This window comes from Empedobacter tilapiae, assembly GCF_004785645.1.
GTDB classification, from domain to species: domain Bacteria; phylum Bacteroidota; class Bacteroidia; order Flavobacteriales; family Weeksellaceae; genus Empedobacter; species Empedobacter tilapiae.
This window is the reverse complement of sequence record NZ_SRPE01000004.1, coordinates 305,440-321,258: the sequence shown is the minus strand read 5'-3', so window position 1 is coordinate 321,258 and position 15,819 is coordinate 305,440. Positions and strand designations below refer to the sequence as shown.

General features: G+C 29.9%; 17 protein-coding genes. 13 read left to right on the top strand and 4 right to left on the bottom strand.

The annotated features are described in order from the left end of the window. Window positions 1-1,050: phage integrase SAM-like domain-containing protein (locus tag E4J94_RS07460; RefSeq protein WP_135835221.1), on the top strand; the 1,050-nt coding region annotated here is incomplete at its 5' end. Between the two features lie 462 nt (window positions 1,051-1,512). Further along, the gene (locus E4J94_RS07455) at window positions 1,513-1,917 is read left to right on the top strand and encodes a hypothetical protein (RefSeq protein WP_135835220.1); all 405 of its coding nucleotides are present in this window, start codon (window positions 1,513-1,515) and stop codon (window positions 1,915-1,917) included. 117 nt (window positions 1,918-2,034) lie between these two features. Here the strand turns inward: E4J94_RS07455 and E4J94_RS07450 are convergent, their stop codons facing one another. Then, a complete protein-coding gene (locus E4J94_RS07450; RefSeq protein ID WP_262710467.1) occupies window positions 2,035-2,367 on the bottom strand; it encodes a transposase in 333 nt (110 codons plus the stop codon). 269 nt (window positions 2,368-2,636) lie between these two features. Between E4J94_RS07450 and E4J94_RS07445 the strand changes: the two genes are divergently transcribed. Next, the gene (locus E4J94_RS07445; protein WP_135835219.1) at window positions 2,637-4,070 is read left to right on the top strand and encodes a S41 family peptidase; all 1,434 of its coding nucleotides are present in this window, start codon (window positions 2,637-2,639) and stop codon (window positions 4,068-4,070) included. A 333-nt stretch (window positions 4,071-4,403) separates the two neighbouring features. Here the strand turns inward: E4J94_RS07445 and E4J94_RS07440 are convergent, their stop codons facing one another. Both E4J94_RS07440 and E4J94_RS07435 read right to left on the bottom strand, forming a co-directional pair. After that, window positions 4,404-4,955 (bottom strand): lipocalin family protein, encoded by a 552-nt coding sequence (locus E4J94_RS07440; RefSeq protein WP_135835218.1) that lies wholly within the window; start codon window positions 4,953-4,955, stop codon window positions 4,404-4,406. Window positions 4,956-4,958: 3 nt separating this feature from the next. Beyond that, window positions 4,959-5,801: an alpha/beta fold hydrolase gene (locus E4J94_RS07435; RefSeq protein ID WP_135835217.1), complete on the bottom strand. Its 843-nt coding sequence runs from the start codon at window positions 5,799-5,801 to the stop codon at window positions 4,959-4,961. Between the two features lie 181 nt (window positions 5,802-5,982). On the opposite strand from E4J94_RS07435, the gene E4J94_RS07430 reads away from it, so the two are divergent. From E4J94_RS07430 to E4J94_RS07420, 3 genes are all read left to right on the top strand, one after another. Continuing rightward, a complete protein-coding gene (locus tag E4J94_RS07430; protein ID WP_135835216.1) occupies window positions 5,983-7,197 on the top strand; it encodes an NAD(P)/FAD-dependent oxidoreductase in 1,215 nt (404 codons plus the stop codon). Between the two features lie 94 nt (window positions 7,198-7,291). Further along, a complete protein-coding gene (locus E4J94_RS07425) occupies window positions 7,292-7,678 on the top strand; it encodes a DoxX family protein (RefSeq protein ID WP_135835215.1) in 387 nt (128 codons plus the stop codon). 127 nt (window positions 7,679-7,805) lie between these two features. Then, a complete protein-coding gene (locus E4J94_RS07420) occupies window positions 7,806-8,357 on the top strand; it encodes a ferritin (protein ID WP_135835214.1) in 552 nt (183 codons plus the stop codon). Window positions 8,358-8,657: 300 nt separating this feature from the next. On the opposite strand, the gene E4J94_RS07415 is transcribed toward E4J94_RS07420, so the two are convergent. Beyond that, window positions 8,658-9,458 carry an AraC family transcriptional regulator gene (locus tag E4J94_RS07415; RefSeq protein WP_135835213.1) on the bottom strand — a complete coding sequence of 267 codons (801 nt, stop codon included), beginning with the start codon at window positions 9,456-9,458 and terminating at the stop codon, window positions 8,658-8,660. Window positions 9,459-9,525: 67 nt separating this feature from the next. Here E4J94_RS07415 and E4J94_RS07410 point away from each other — a divergent pair, with 67 nt between their 5' ends. The 7 genes from E4J94_RS07410 to E4J94_RS07380 all read left to right on the top strand — a co-directional run bounded on the left by E4J94_RS07410 (window position 9,526) and on the right by E4J94_RS07380 (window position 15,701). After that, a complete protein-coding gene (locus tag E4J94_RS07410; protein WP_135835212.1) occupies window positions 9,526-10,671 on the top strand; it encodes an Atu1372/SO_1960 family protein in 1,146 nt (381 codons plus the stop codon). Window positions 10,672-10,919: 248 nt separating this feature from the next. Beyond that, on the top strand, window positions 10,920-11,927 hold the full coding sequence (locus tag E4J94_RS07405; RefSeq protein WP_135835211.1) for a phosphotransferase: 1,008 nt from the start codon (window positions 10,920-10,922) through the stop codon (window positions 11,925-11,927). Window positions 11,928-11,999: 72 nt separating this feature from the next. Continuing rightward, window positions 12,000-12,605 (top strand): CDP-alcohol phosphatidyltransferase family protein, encoded by a 606-nt coding sequence (locus E4J94_RS07400; protein WP_135835210.1) that lies wholly within the window; start codon window positions 12,000-12,002, stop codon window positions 12,603-12,605. Between the two features lie 210 nt (window positions 12,606-12,815). Beyond that, window positions 12,816-13,349, top strand: coding sequence for a dihydrofolate reductase family protein (locus E4J94_RS07395; RefSeq protein WP_135835209.1), 534 nt, complete (start codon window positions 12,816-12,818; stop codon window positions 13,347-13,349). Window positions 13,350-13,380: 31 nt separating this feature from the next. After that, window positions 13,381-13,911: a GNAT family N-acetyltransferase gene (locus E4J94_RS07390; RefSeq protein WP_135835208.1), complete on the top strand. Its 531-nt coding sequence runs from the start codon at window positions 13,381-13,383 to the stop codon at window positions 13,909-13,911. A gap of 19 nt (window positions 13,912-13,930) precedes the next feature. Then, window positions 13,931-14,503, top strand: coding sequence for a Crp/Fnr family transcriptional regulator (locus E4J94_RS07385; RefSeq protein ID WP_246034273.1), 573 nt, complete (start codon window positions 13,931-13,933; stop codon window positions 14,501-14,503). A 76-nt stretch (window positions 14,504-14,579) separates the two neighbouring features. After that, window positions 14,580-15,701: an FAD-dependent monooxygenase gene (locus E4J94_RS07380; RefSeq protein ID WP_135835206.1), complete on the top strand. Its 1,122-nt coding sequence runs from the start codon at window positions 14,580-14,582 to the stop codon at window positions 15,699-15,701. The last annotated feature ends 118 nt before the right edge of the window (window positions 15,702-15,819 follow it).

Below are 15,819 nucleotides of genomic sequence, written 5' to 3'. Positions count from 1 at the left end.
TATAAAAAGCTAAACCGGCAATTGGATAAAATTAAATTGCAGGTTACAGAACATATTGTTTCACAACGAGATCTTCATAAAATTCCACTTCAGCGCGAACTTTCTAAGGAAATAAAAGATGTTTGTATCAACAAAGAGAAACAATTACCTGAGAATTCTCTTTTGTTTTTTATGGAGAATTATATCAATTTCAGAAAAGAAATTATTTGTCATTCTACTTATAAACGATACAAGGTTTTTTTGAGATTATTAGAACGTTTTGAAGGATATACAACACAACGACTGTATGTTGATACTGTRAACAGTAATTTTATTACCGATTTTATAAAATTTGGAAGAACAGAAGAGTACAGCGAAAATACAATTTATAGGACCATTCATTTTGTAAAAACCATTCTAAATTTTGCTGAAAGAAAAGGAATCAGGACGAATATTAGAGAGCTTGAAATTCGTCGAGAAAAACAACAAAAAACAATGACAACTCTTAATGAAGAAGAGATTTCAATTATCAAGAAAACAAAAGTTCCTCAGCATTTACAATCTGCAAAAGATTGGTTGCTTATTAGTTGTTATACTGGTCAACGATTTTCTGACTTTATCACATTTTCTCAAGAAAAATTGACTAAGATTAATGAGAAAACCTGTATTAAATTCATTCAACAAAAAACAAAGAAAGAAATTACATTACCGTTGCATCCTATTGTGATGAGTATATTAAAACGGAACAACAATTTTTTTCCAAAATCAATGCCTATTAAACAGTACAATGAAGAAATACGATTGGTTGCAAAAGTGGCAGAGTTAAACTGTTCTATGAAAGGAAAAAAAAGAGTTGGACATCGTGTCGAAGAAATGATTTTTGAAAAATGGCAATTACTTAGCAGTCATATTGGAAGAAGAAGTTTTGCGAGCAATTTTTATGGAAAAATACCAACACCGTTGTTAATGGAAGCTACAGGACATTCTACAGAGCAAATGTTCCTCAAATACATTAATCCAGTAAATAATGAACGAATTATGAGCTTATCTTCTTATTTCGAGTGCAAGTAGGTATTTATACAAATCTTTGATTACTTTCTACATTGTATGATTCTAAAATCTACTTTCTAAATCAACCAATTCTCTCTATACTCAGAACCGATATACAAACGTCGAACAATGGATATAGAGATTTCTCTCTTTTTTATGCATAATTTTTAACATGAAAGTTTTAATATCGTTTTCTTCATCCTTCATAAAATTAAATTCATTGTTATAATTGAATTTAATAAACCATTATTACTGAAGAATCCTATATCAATTCGACATTGTGATACTATATATTTATGTCGTTACATATTGAACTAAGAGATTTAATTGTTTGTCTCTTTTTGAAAAATTAATTTACATTTAAATAATTATATTAGCGAGTAATTTAACGAAATGAAGATAAGGTGTATTTTTACGAAACAAAAACTATATAGTTTCGTAAAAAAATCAATGCTGTAACGCAATTTTACAAAATCCGTTCAAATGGAAGATTTCAAAAAAATACTGAAACCTAAAGCTATAGAATTTAAGACTGAAATTGACGGAGAAAATCCTGAAATTTATAATATCAATTATGATTTATGGACTTTAAAATTAACTATAGGGTTTAATGAAATAAATAATCCGATTTACGTAATTTTTAAAAATGTTAGCGGTTTTAGGGTTTTAGATGAAGGTAATCTTTTAGAATTTTGGGACACCGAAGTAAGAGTGCCAGGTTGGATTTGGAAAATAGAAAGTGGTGGCTGGTTTGAGCTTGAAAAATTAAGAGATGGATTTTTAGCTCAGCATTTTGGAGATAGTCATAATGAATATTTAGTTAGAGGAATAAACGATTGTGTAAGTGTTATTGCTGAATCTGAACCAATAATTATTAATATTCAATAAAAACAGTGTACAACATCGGTAACTGTTGCACAACTCCAATTTTAGAAACAAAAAAAATAGTATAAATAACAACCTCTTTAAAAGTGATTTTAAGGAGGTTTATTTTTGGGAAATATATTAAATTGTAAAATTATAGTGGTTTAAAAACTCCCTTTTTAAGTTGTGAAAGTACATTTTTAGTAAAGCGTATTTCTTGAAGTTGTAGGATAAACTTGACATCAAAACGTGTTTATTGGCTTGTGATATTACTCTGCTGTTGATTCGTTTTAGGTTAAAGAAGTTTATCAACGTTCCTAAAACTGATTCTACTATAGAACTTCGACGTTTAACTAACCTGTGGTGATACAATTTATTTTTGGAGAGTTTTTCGTCCATTTTATCACACAAAGGTTTGTGAACGCTTACTTCTAACTTCTTAATCTTGGTTACTTTCCCACAACACCTTAATATTTAGAAGTAAAAATGAATGATTATAAATCATTTAGCAAATAGTCACTATTGACCAACTTATAAGCATTGACTTAATTTTTCTTGTACTGAGCTTATCAAACTATCGAAGTTCAAAATATAATCTGTACATAATACTTTTTCAAAATTTCAACTTCCATCAAGACCTCCAAAAGAGTATATGAATTCATATAAAAAAAATTAAAAAGTCATGAATAAAAATATTATTTTCTTTAATTTCGTTAACCTTAAATACTTTAAAACACAAGTGAATGATTTTAAAAAAAATATTGTTTTTAAGTTTTGCGATTAATTTCTGTTTTGGACAACAGCAGTCATTGTTGGATAAAAAATTAGAGAAAGACCGTATTTCTGCAGAATTTACAGAGCTCTATAATTTGATATCTACTATTCATCCAGGTCAATTTATGTATTCTACTGAAAAAGAATTTGATAAAACTTATTTTGATTTGAAAAATTCAATAAAGGATGATCTTTCTATTGTAGACTATTACAAAATCACAGCCACACTAATGGCAAAAGTGAAAGATGGACATACAACAGTTGACAGAGGGCAAATTACGACATTACTAAAAGATAAACCAGTTTTTCCGTTTAGTATCTATCAAATTGATAATCAATATTATTTCAATAAGTCAATCAATGAAAATGCAAATTATAAAGGTTTACAAATTCTTAAAATAAATGGAAAAGATATTCATTCTATCGTAAAAGAAATAAAAAAATATATTCATTTGGAAGGTAAAAATGAAACGGGATTGAATATGAAATTTATGAATTTTCCCTTTTATTATTTTATTTACAACCCAACTGAAAAATTTGAGATTGAATATAGAGACGAGAATAACAAAAAACAGAAAATAGTATTAAACGGAACTACTTTTGATCGTTTCTCAAAAAGTACTACAGAAAATATTCAACCTTTAACCACTGAAATTAGAAAAGATAAAATAGCCGTTCTCAAATTTCATTCCTTTAGCAATGGGTATAATGAAGCTGACAGAAAGATTGCGCAAGAACAATTAGATATTTTTTTTACAAAGCTTGATAGTTTAAAAACTAAAAACCTGATAGTCGATTTACGTGATAACAGCGGAGGAGCTGGAGAAATAGCCAACTATTTGTTTTCTTATCTCATAGATAAGCCTTATTACTATTTTGATTACGTAGGAACAAAATACAATAGTGTAAAAAACTGGAAGCATTATGCACAGTATCCCCAGAATATTGAAGAAATAAATTTGGCTGAAACAAAGAAAATAAGCGGACTTAATTGCTTTACATCAACTAATAGTGCAGATGATTTTTGGTGGTTTAAGAAGCAGGAAAATAAACCAAATCCTTACAAAGGGCAAATTCATGTATTGATTAATGGAGGTTGTTTTTCAACTACAGGTCATTTATTGGCCATGATGCGAGAATATAAAATAGGAACTTTTTATGGTGAATATTCGCAAGGTAGCAATTATAGTAATGCTGGAGGGCAGGCATTTGTCTTACCTTATTCTAAAACTGTAGCGTGGATTCCAACTTTTCAATATAAAATGAAAACTCCAAATTTTAAAGCTAATTCAAAAGGAATACAACCTGATATTGAAATACAGTTACAAGCAGATGATCTAAAAACAGGTTTTGATAGACAATTTGATTTTGTTATAAGAAGAATTGAAAACATAAGTCTTTAATAAAATAGAAATTGGATTTGTTCGAGTGTCCTTCTACAACGGTTCGGAAAAAGAGATATTTTGTCAAACAAGTGTCGAAGGATTGTCGAACAAAATAAGGAAAAAGTGAAAAATAAATAGGTTTTTATTTGAAACAGCAGTTATTTTCTTTTTAAAAATTGTATAAATAGAATTTTTAAGTGAGGTTTTTTATTCTTAAAAAAATCATCAAGGGATATCAATAAGGAAATATAAGTTATTTAGTATTTCTTGTCTTTTAAGAAAAGAGTGCAATTAAAAAGTCTCTAATTTTTAAAAAATTAGAGACTTTTTAATTTACAAATGAACCACACATCAACTCTGTATTGTCCATATTAATTGGGAAATATCATAACCTTTTTCTTCTGCATAGTTGAGATACTTCTGTTTTATCTCTTCTGAGATTGTTTTCTTTCGAGATAAAATCCACATATAATCACGACTTTCTCCAAATACTAAAGCTGTTTCATAATCTGGTTCCATCATCACAATATTATATCCTGAATAAAATGGTCCAAAAAATGAAACTTTCAACGCACCTTTTCCCTCTTCTCCATTAAAAGTTGCTTTTCCATGTGCTTCTGTCCATTTATTCTCTTTGTAATCAAATCCTCGGTTATGGACTTCTATTACTCCTTTTATATTTAGAAAATAAGTTGCAGTAACTTGACTCAAATTCTTTTCAAACTTAAAGTCTAAACGTCCTATTTCATACCATTTCCCCATGTATTGTTGCGTATCAAAATTTTCTACAACTGTTACATAAGTTGGTATTTTTACTTTTCTAAAATTTAACCAAGCATAACAAAGCCCTCCTACCCCAGCAATTGCTAAACTAGAAACAATCGTTTTATTTACTTTTCCCATCTTCTACTCTTTTTTATGTTCAATGTTTAACAAGAATTCAATCAAATCCATATTCAATTTTTCTTTATGTGTAATATTCAAACCATGAGGTGCATCTTCATAAACGATATAAGTGGCATGTGGAATTAATTTAGATGCTTGATCACCAGCAGTTTTTATAGGAACCGTTTGATCTTCTTTTCCATGAATAATCAATGTAGGAACATCAATCATTTTACATTCACTTCTAAAATCTGTATCCATCCAAGCTAAAGCAGCTTTCAAAGTCGCGATTGGAGAAGCATGAGAAGAGACAGAAAAATCAAAATCCAATTGTTCTTTGCTTACTGATTTCTTTAGTAAACCATGATTGTAAAAACCTTTGTGAAAACCTTCTAAAAACTCCAATCGATTTGTTTCAAGTTGATGAACAATGTGATCTAAATCTTTTTGTGGAACGCCATTTTCATTATCATCAGTTTGTTTTACAAGAGGAATAATTGAACTGATTAATGCAATTTTTGAAATATTATTATTTCCATAATTCGCAATATAGCGCACTACTTCTCCTCCTCCCATCGAAAAACCGATTAACACGACATTCTTCAATTGTAAAACATCAATCAACGCATGTAAATCTTCTGCCAAAGCATCATAATCATAACGATCCCATGTCGCACAAGATTTTCCAAAACCTTTTCGATCATAAGCTATACAACGAAAACCAGCTTCTACAATTTCTGGAATCTGATATTCCCACGATTGCAAACTAAGTGGCCAACCATGTATTAAAATAATGGGTTGAGCCATTTTATTTCCATAATCTACATAATGTATGTTGTAATTATTTCTTTTCAATTTAGCCATAATAATTATTTTTTGTGATAGTTTAAACTTGCTCTTCATCATTTTTACTACAAGCTTTAAGCCAATAATCACATTTTTAAAGGTTTAACATTTTTAAATTATTCAAACCAACAAGAGAGATATAATATTTTTGGCTTGATTTTTAGGGTACAATTTATCTAAACCACTTAACACAATAAACATGGATTTACATTCGGGATTACCATTTTGGATTGTAAAAAACGAATTTTTCGATTTATATAATCCTCTTCGTAAAAATTATAAAATTGATGTCGCTATCATTGGTTCCGGTATCACAGGTGCTTTAGTTGCTCATGAATTATGTGAAGCAGGAATAGAATGTGCATTAATTGATAAACGAACTATTTCTACTGGAAGTTCTGCTGCAAGTACAGCACAATTACAATACGAAATTGATACACCGTTAAGTAAATTAATAAATATTGTACCAGAAAAAATTGCTATCGATTCCTATTTTAATTGTTTAGAATCGATTACGGACATTGAAAATATATTTAAAAAGACTAAAATTGATGCTGATTTTTTGCGTGTTCCTACAGTTTTATTAGCCAGTAACAAACAAGGCGTTAAATTGTTAGAGGAAGAATACACAATAAGAACAGAAGTCGGATTACCAGTAAAGTTCTTAGATGCACAGCAACTAAAATCTTACCAAAATATCGAAGGAATTGTTGCATTACAAAATGACACATCAGCTCAAATGGATACTTATAAAGCCGCTATACAACTCTTAAAATATCATCAACAAAAACATCAATTACAAATTTTCACCCATACAAAAATTGAAAAAATACATGAAACTAAAAAAGGTTGTGAGCTATTAACCGATCATGAACATACTATTTCGTGTAAATATGTAATTGTTGCAACTGGATTTGAAGCAGGACAATTTCTTCCTAAAAAAGTGATGAACTTGTTGTCTACCTATGCCATTTGTTCGGCTCCTATTGATGAAAAAATGATATGGCCAAACCGTAGTTTAATTTGGGAAACAGCAGAGCCATATTTGTATATGCGAACAACAATAGATAATCGGTTGATTGTAGGTGGTGAAGATGAAGATTTTCAAAATCCTGAAAAAAGAGATGATTTACTTCGAAAAAAAATCAAAGCCTTAGAATATAAGTTTAGTAAACTTTATCCTGAAATTGAATTCAGAACCGAAATGGCATGGTGCGGAACTTTTAGTGCTACAAATGATGGTTTACCTTATATGGGACCTTGGAAAAAAGGTAATCGAACATTATTTGCATTAGGGTATGGAGGAAATGGCATTACGTTTTCTATGGTTGCTGCTCAAGTTTTGAAAAATATTATTCATAACAAAGAAGATAGTCGCTTAGAAACTTTTGGATTTAATCGACCAAATAATTAATACGCATAAATCTTTCCAAATCTTATAAGTGCAATAAGTAATTGAAAAGAATATTTAATCTAATTTGATAATAAAATATTATAAAAAATACAGTATGCAAAAGAAAATTAAACAAAACATCGCGCGATATACATTAGGAGCTTTTTTGATTGGAGCAGGAATTAGCCATTTAACAATAGCTAGAAAAGAATTTAAAGCTCAAGTTCCAAATTGGGTTCCATTGGATAAAGACGATACTGTTGTGTATTCTGGAATTGTAGAAATAACCTTAGGGAGCGCTATTATCTTAGTTTCCGAGCGTAAAAAAGAGATGGTTGGAAAAGTAGTAGCTTGTTTTTTTACAGCTGTATTTCCTGGAAACTGGGCACAATATAAAAACAAAAGAGATGGTTTTGGTTTAGATACTGATCAGAAGAGGTTAGCAAGATTGTTTATGCAACCTTTATTAATTCTTTGGGCCATAAAATCAACTAATAAGTAACCTCATAAATTAGTTACAATTATTTAAATATACTCTAAATATCAACATTTTAGAAAGTATTAACATTCAAATGATTGGTTTGGTGTGAAAATTACACTCTAATCACTATAATTAAATAATCACAAAAATGAATACAATTAGAATTTCAAAAACATTACAAAAAACATTAAACGATCAAATTACTTTAGAAGCATTTTCTGCTCAAATTTACTTAATGTTAGCTTGTTGGGCAGATGAAAATCAATTAGATGGTGTCAAAGATTTTATGATGAAACACTCTCAAGAAGAACGCGTACATATGGCAAAAATAATTGAATATGTACAAGAAAGAGGTGGAACTGTAAAAATCGATGCCATTGCTAATCCTGGACCTCAACCCAAAAATATATTGGAGTGTTTTCAAGCTGTTTTAAAACAAGAAATTGAAAATACTGAATCCATTTATAAAATTGTAAAAATGAGTATGGATGAAGAAGATTGGGCAACGTGGAACTTTTTACAATGGCTAGTGGCTGAACAAAGAGAAGAAGAAAAGTTAGCGCTCGATTTATTAGACAAAGTAAAGTTAGCAGGTGGAGCCAATATGTCGGATGCTGCTAAGTTTGATTTAAATAAAACAATTGGTAATACAAAACAAGAATTTCCAATCGCAGATCAAATCAATCCTTTAGCTGAATAATATTAAAGAAAAATCTGAAAGAACATAGAGTAAATTCTTTCAGATTTTTCTTTATTAAGACTTATTACCTATAACTCATCTATAGTGAATAGTAATAATGGCTAATACTAAAAAGCATATGAAGAAACCGCCTAAAAACCTGATTACAATATACTTAAAATATTTCTTGAATCATTTCATACAGAATGGAAGACAAGTTTTAATGAGAAAATAAGTACTGAGTTGAAAAGCTCATTAAATGTTGTAATTTTAGGTAAAGAAAGTATCTCTTTTAGCAATATGAAAATACAGAAAATTAGCTCAGTTCTTCAATTTTGGTTTTGATTTCATCATAGAAAAATATGAAGAAGTAAAAGCTGATAAACTTTTATACCCCACCTTAAAAGCAATCTCACTTAATGTATATTGCTCATTATTAATCAATTCAATACTTTTCAAAATACGTATTAATTGCATATATTTTTGTAGCGTAATGCCCGTTTCGTTCTTAAATATGCGTTGCAGACTACGAACAGACATTTGTGCTATTTCTGCAAGGTTATTAATATCAAAGTTAGATTGGTAATTTGAATTTATATAATTACAAACAGGAATCAAACGAAAATCGGCAGGAACAGGAATTTTCAAAAACTCATTTTCATTGCAAAAATGTGGTAAACTTTGAAGTATTGCTTTCAAAAAAGAAATTTGTTCTTCATCTTCGGATAGTAATTTATTCCATTTGTAGGCGTACAACAACATTTCCTTTAAGACAGGTGGAGCTGGAAAGATATGAATATCTTTATAAAAATCTTGATCAGAAACCGACTTAAACAACACAGTCATTAAATTGACTGTTTTAGCTTCGGAAGTAGTTCGGTGTTTTATGTTTGACGGAATCCAAATAACATGGTTTTGCGGAACAAGATAAATTTCTTGTTCGATATGGAAATACTGGTAACCTTCTGTCACATAAGTCAATTGGTAACGCTGATGCATATGCTCATAGTCATCATGCATCCAATTTTTTTCATACCAAACATAAGATTCAATGAATAATTCATCTACAAAAAGACCAGTCTTAGTTTCGCTTAATCCGCATTTTTGATTGTCGTTCTGCATATATTTTTTGGCAAAATTAATAAAAACGACAATTGTATTTTTGTATTAAATTTAATTTTTATAACAAATGAACAAAATAGGCAATTTTTTATCAGTCGTCTTTTTATTATTAACAACATTTACAGTTATGGCACAAGAACGAACAGCTAATATCCTAATCCTTATTCATTCAGATAATGGTGGAACTTATGAATTAGCAAAAGAATTAGCAAAAGGAATTGAAACCAATAAGAATGTTCACGCAGTTATCAAACAAGTAAAGGCTTCCTCAAATCCGAAATTGAAGATCATTCCTGTAGCTTCGATAGATGAGTTAGCAAACTATGACGGTATTGCGTTTGGTTCGCCAGTTTACTTTGGAAACATCAGTACGGGAATGAGCGAATTTCTGGCAAAGACTGTAAATTTATGGACGAATCATACACTAGAAGGAAAACCCGCAACTGTATTTATGTCAGCAGGAAGCGGAGCAGGAAAAGAATTGGCATTGCAGGCATTTTGGAACAGTTTAGCTGTTCATGGAATGGTTTTAGTTTCTAATGGTATTCGTGGTTACGAAAATATAGACAAAACTATTCCTCAAGGAAATTCTGTTTTGGGTACAACAAGTTTGGCCTCTCTTAAAAATGTAGAACGTCCAAGCAAAAGCGAACGCTATCTTGCCGAATTACAAGGAAAAAACTTTGCAAAAACTACATTAGCATTGAAAGGAACATTTGATAATACAGAAAAAATGCAACAAACTGAAAAAACAGTAGACATCAATGAGGCTTTGAAACAAAAAAATATTGTATTGCCTAATTTGCCAAAACCGGTAGGAAATTATGAGCTTTTTTCTCGTTCTGGGAATTTGGTATTTATCAATCAAGTTTCATTGAAAGATGGAAAAGTTTTAAATCCAGGTAAAGTTGGAGTAAATGTTACAGAAGAACAAGCAAAAGAAGCAACTAAACAAACAATGCTAAATATCATCGCGATTTTGAAAGAAGCTGTTGGCGGTGATCTTAATAAAGTAAAAAAATGTGTACAGCTGATAGGTGTTTTTAATACCACAGATAATTATACCCAACACGCGTTATTAATGAATGCAGCTTCTGATCTTACAGTAGAAATATTTGGAGAAAAAGGAAAACATACCCGAAATACTCAAGGAGCGTATTCTCTGCCCGTAGGTTCTTCGGTTTCTATTCAAGCAATTTTTGAAGTAGAATAACCTTTATTGAAATACCACAGCCATAACATCATATTGGCAAAATGACAGATTAAGAGAGAAATTGAAAAGTTTCTCTTTTTTTATCACAATAGGTTTTATATTTCATTTTTTCATAAATTTAGAAAATAATATAACGGCCTTGCTTAGGTTAGTATAAGATTGAAGGTTTGAACTTTCTAATCCAGTCGTCCTATCTATCAATACGCGAACTATTACTAGTCACAATTAAAAATAAATTCAACCCTAAAATGAAAACTTTTCCAGTAATTGCTTCAATAGTATCACCAATAGAAATAGGTAAATTTATTAGCGATGAATATCAATTAAATGATAATTTTGATTGCAAACTTTTTAGAACTGGAGTCAATCATACTTATTTTGTATCTAATCAAAATTCAAAATATGTTGTCAGAGTCTATTGTCACAATTGGAGAACAGAAATTGAAATTGAAGAAGAATTAAAACTTTTAAAGTTGCTTAAAAAGCATAACGTATCAGTATCTACTCCAATTCCTGATAAAAATGGAAATTTAATTCAGAAAATAAATGCACCAGAAGGCGTTAGACATGTCGTTCTTTTCACATTCGCAAAAGGTGAAAAAATGCGTTTTATGACATCTGAAACTTGCTCAGCGATTGGTTCGATTATGGCAAAAATACATAATATAACTGCTACAAAAAAAATCAGAAGAATCGATTACAATACTGATATTTTGATATATAAAGCTTATGATAAATTAAGCGAATTTTTCTCGGAAGATTTAGATGAAATGATCTATTTAAAACAAATTTCTTCAAAAATAGCAGAACATTTTGAAGAAAGTGATTTTTCTGAAAAACAAAAAGGAATTGTTCACCTTGATATCTGGTATGATAACTTGAGTGTAAATAAGGAAAATGAAATTACAATTTTTGATTTTGATAATTGTGGAAATGGTCCTTTGATCTTAGATATTGGATATTTTTGTAAACAATTATTTTTCATTGAAACGGACAAAAATGAATATGAAATAAAAGTTGATAGTTTTCTAAATGGTTATACAGAAGAACGAAATTTATCTGAAAAGGAGTTAAAATTAATTCCTGAAGCTGGAGCTTCTATTTTTGTATTTTATCTTGGCATCCAAGCTCAAAGGTTCGATTGGTCAAACATATTTTTAACAGAAAACTATCTTAAAATGTTTGTTGGAAGAATCAAAAACTGGCTTAATTACTACGAAGAAAAAAATAACAAGTATAACATTGTATTTCTTTAAATTGTTTTTATAAAAACAATAAACTAATTTAGTTTTTAAAAATGAGCAATTTGCTTATTAGCAGAAATATTAATGAAAAACCACATTCCAAAGATTTTAATATTTTCAAGACTAATTATTGGATTTATTATTTTATTACTTTGCTTCTATCAAATAAATAATTACAAAGAAATAATTGTTTTATTGCTAACTGTTGGACTTTTGACAGACATTTTCGATGGTATGATTGCAAGAAAATTAAACATTTCAACACAAATTTTAAGGAGACTTGATTCCACAATAGATCAAATATTCTTTATTTGTGTAATCATTTCATCTTATATAATTTGTCCTAAATTTTATGAGGAAAATTGGATTTTACTATCAATTTTAATTGGAACTGAATTATTAACATATAGTGTTAGTTTTATTAAGTTTAAGAAAGAAATTGCAACACACTCAATTGGAGCAAAATTTTGGACTTTAATATTATTCGCAACGTTGATTCAAATTATCTTAAACTGCGAATCAAAAACTTTATTTTTAATCTGTTTTTGGGTTGGTATCATTACAAGAATTGAGATCGTTCTTATAATTTTAACTTTAAAAAAATGGACAAATGATGTTCCCTCTCTATTTCACGCAATAAAATTGAGACGAGGATTACCTATTAAAAGAAATAAATTATTTAATGGATAAAGAAATACTTTATTTCTATCTATTTTTAAAATTAAAGAATCTGTTATATGACGAAATGCAAGAATTTGGTTAAATAGAAAACTACTACTTTTTATTCTTCAATTTCAATACATATTTATATACTTTTGTAAGGGATAAATTAAAAAACTGACATAGTTAAACTAGATTCCCATTAAATCTTATACATAATCTCTAAAGAAGAAAACAACAATGAATAGAAAAGTAATTTTATATATCGCAACAAGTTTAGATGGCTATATCGCAAAACCAGATGATAATCTTGATTTTCTTTCTATTGTTGAACAAGATGGACAAGATTATGGTTATAATGATTTTATACAAACAGTGGATACTGTAATTGTTGGTCGCAGAACTTATGATAAAGTCGCTTCAATGGGATTTGACTTTCCTCATAGTGATAAAGATGCCTACATTATTACACGAACACCAAGATCAAGTATTGGCTCGATTAAATTTTACACAGATGACCTTACACTACTTATCAACAAACTTAAATCTGAAGATGGAAAGAATATATTTTGTGACGGAGGTGCAGAAATAGTAAACGAACTTTTGAAAAACAATCTTATTGACGAATTTATAATTTCTGTGATTCCAATACTAGTTGGGAACGGAATAAAATTATTTAAGGATGATAGACCTGAGTTGAAACTAGAACTTATTTCTGTAAGATCATTTGAAAAAGGATTGGTTCAACTTCACTACAAACGTATTAACAAATAGAAAAATATTATCTTCTAAATATATCTAAAAATTGAAATTAGAAAACGGAAAAGTTATTTTACGTCCAATTGAAAAGCAAGATGCAACGCGTATTTTAGAATATCGAGGGGATAAAATAGCTAACGCTTATCAAGGTTGGATTCCCGAAAATTTAGAGGAAGTGGAAATTTTTATTCAAAAAAATCCAACAGATTTTAATCAGCCTGAATCGTGGTTTCAATTGGTGATTTTGGAAAAAGCAACCGGAAATCTCGTTGGAGATATTGGCGTTCATTTCTTTGGTGAAGAAAATTTGCAAGTGGAATTCGGAATTACATTAGCCAAAGCATCTCAAGGAAAAGCATTAGCTTCCGAATCTTTGAATCTATTAATTAATTATCTTTTCAAAGATTTAAAAAAGCATCGAATTATGGCTTCTTTTGACCCAAGAAATATAGCTTCTGAAAAATTGATGCAACGTTTTGGATTTCGTAAAGAAGCACATTTCGTAAAAAGTTTTTACCAAAACGGATCTTGGACTGATGATGTAGTTTTTGCGATCTTGAACGAGGAATGGAAATAACTTTAAAACCATAAGAATGATGACAACAGCATTAAAAGAAAAACTGGCAGAAATACTCCAACTCTCGCTAGAGCGTGTGGACGAGTTTTTGGAAATTTGCTATGTTGTCAACTATGATAAAAACAGAATGATAGAACCTAAAAACAGTATTTTTGATCGCTTAGGATTCATTTTGAATGGTGCTGTTCGTATTTATTATATAAACGAAAAAGGTGAAGACATTAGCTATCTTTTGCAGGTAAATAATGATGTGATTGGCGATTATGCGAGTTATATTACGGGTAAAAAGTCAGTTGCATTGATACAAAGTTTACTGAAAACTGAGGTTTTATATTTTGATAAAAAGGATGTTGAAGCTCTTATTCAAAAAGATATTTTTTGGCTTGGTTTGACAAAACACATGTCCGATTTAGCTTTTTTGGATGCAAAACAACGCTTAGACGAATTATTTTTCTACACGCCTGAAGAGCGCTATCTTAACCTTCTGAAAAAGTCGCCCGAAATTCTGAATAAAATTCCACAAAAGTATATTTCATCCTATTTGGGAATCACACCACAATCTTTAAGCAGAATTCGGAAAAGAATTTATTGATTCCGAAATTAACTTAAGTGAACGTTTTTAGCTTTTCGGACTTGTAATTTTGCCTCATCATATAAACGTAATTACAATGAAAATAGCAATTATAGGAGCCGGAATTGGTGGCTTAACAACAGCTTTAGCTCTACAAAAAAACAATCTAAATGTTACCGTTTACGAAAGTGCTCCTGAAATAAAACCTGTAGGTGCAGGGATTATCATGGCGAATAATGCGATGCAGATTTTTGACAAACTTGGCATTCGACACAAAATTGAAAATGCTGGTCACAAAATTTCAACTATTAAAATTACAGATCCACAGCTAAAAACTTTATCAGACGTACAACTGAATAAATTCGAAAGTAAATTTGGTGTTCATAATGTTGCCATCCATCGTGGCGATTTGCAACTAATTTTGGCTGAGGAAATTGGTTTTGAAAATATCCAACTTTCAAAACGTTTAGCCAAAATCGAAAAAAACGAAGATTATAGACTCTCTTTTAAGGACGGAACTATCACAAATGCTGATGTTATTATTGGTGCTGACGGAATCAAATCATTGGTTCGGAATCAAATTTTGAATATCGGAAAACTCCGAGATTCTGGACAAAAATGTTGGCGTGGTGTTGCAGATTTAGATTGGGCTACGCAATACAATCATCAAGCGCATGAAGCTTGGGGAAAAGGAAGACGTTTCGGTTTTGTACGAATCAATCATCGAAAAGTTTATTGGTACGCAGTTGTGAACGAAACTTTGGTAAAAAAATCGAACAATCTTACTGAAATTTTTACTGATTTTAATGCAGATGTTGTCAGAATGATTTTAGAAACGCCAAAGGAAAATATCTTTATGAGCGACATTATCGATTTGGAACCGATTTCACAATGGCAAAAAGATCGCGTTTGTTTGATTGGTGATGCAGCACATGCTACAACTCCTAATATGGGGCAAGGTGCTTGTCAAGCGATTGAAGATGCTTACGTTCTCGGAAAGCTTTTTGGCGAAGGAAAAATAGTAGAAGAAGTTTTCTCACAATACGAAAACTTACGCATGAAAAAAGCCCACTACATTGTCAATACTAGTACTAGCATTGGTAAAATATCACATTATGAAAACACTTTGGCTGTTTGGCTTCGTAATACTTTGATAAAAACAATACCAAATTCAATTAACGAAAAACAAATGGAAAAGGTCTTTGATATTACTTATTAGAAATCATTTTCCAAAATCATAAATATAATTAGAACTTATATGAACAATTATTGGACGTTATACGAAAAATCCTGAAAAAATAGGAAAGCGACTTTTCATTAGAACAAAAAAATGCAAC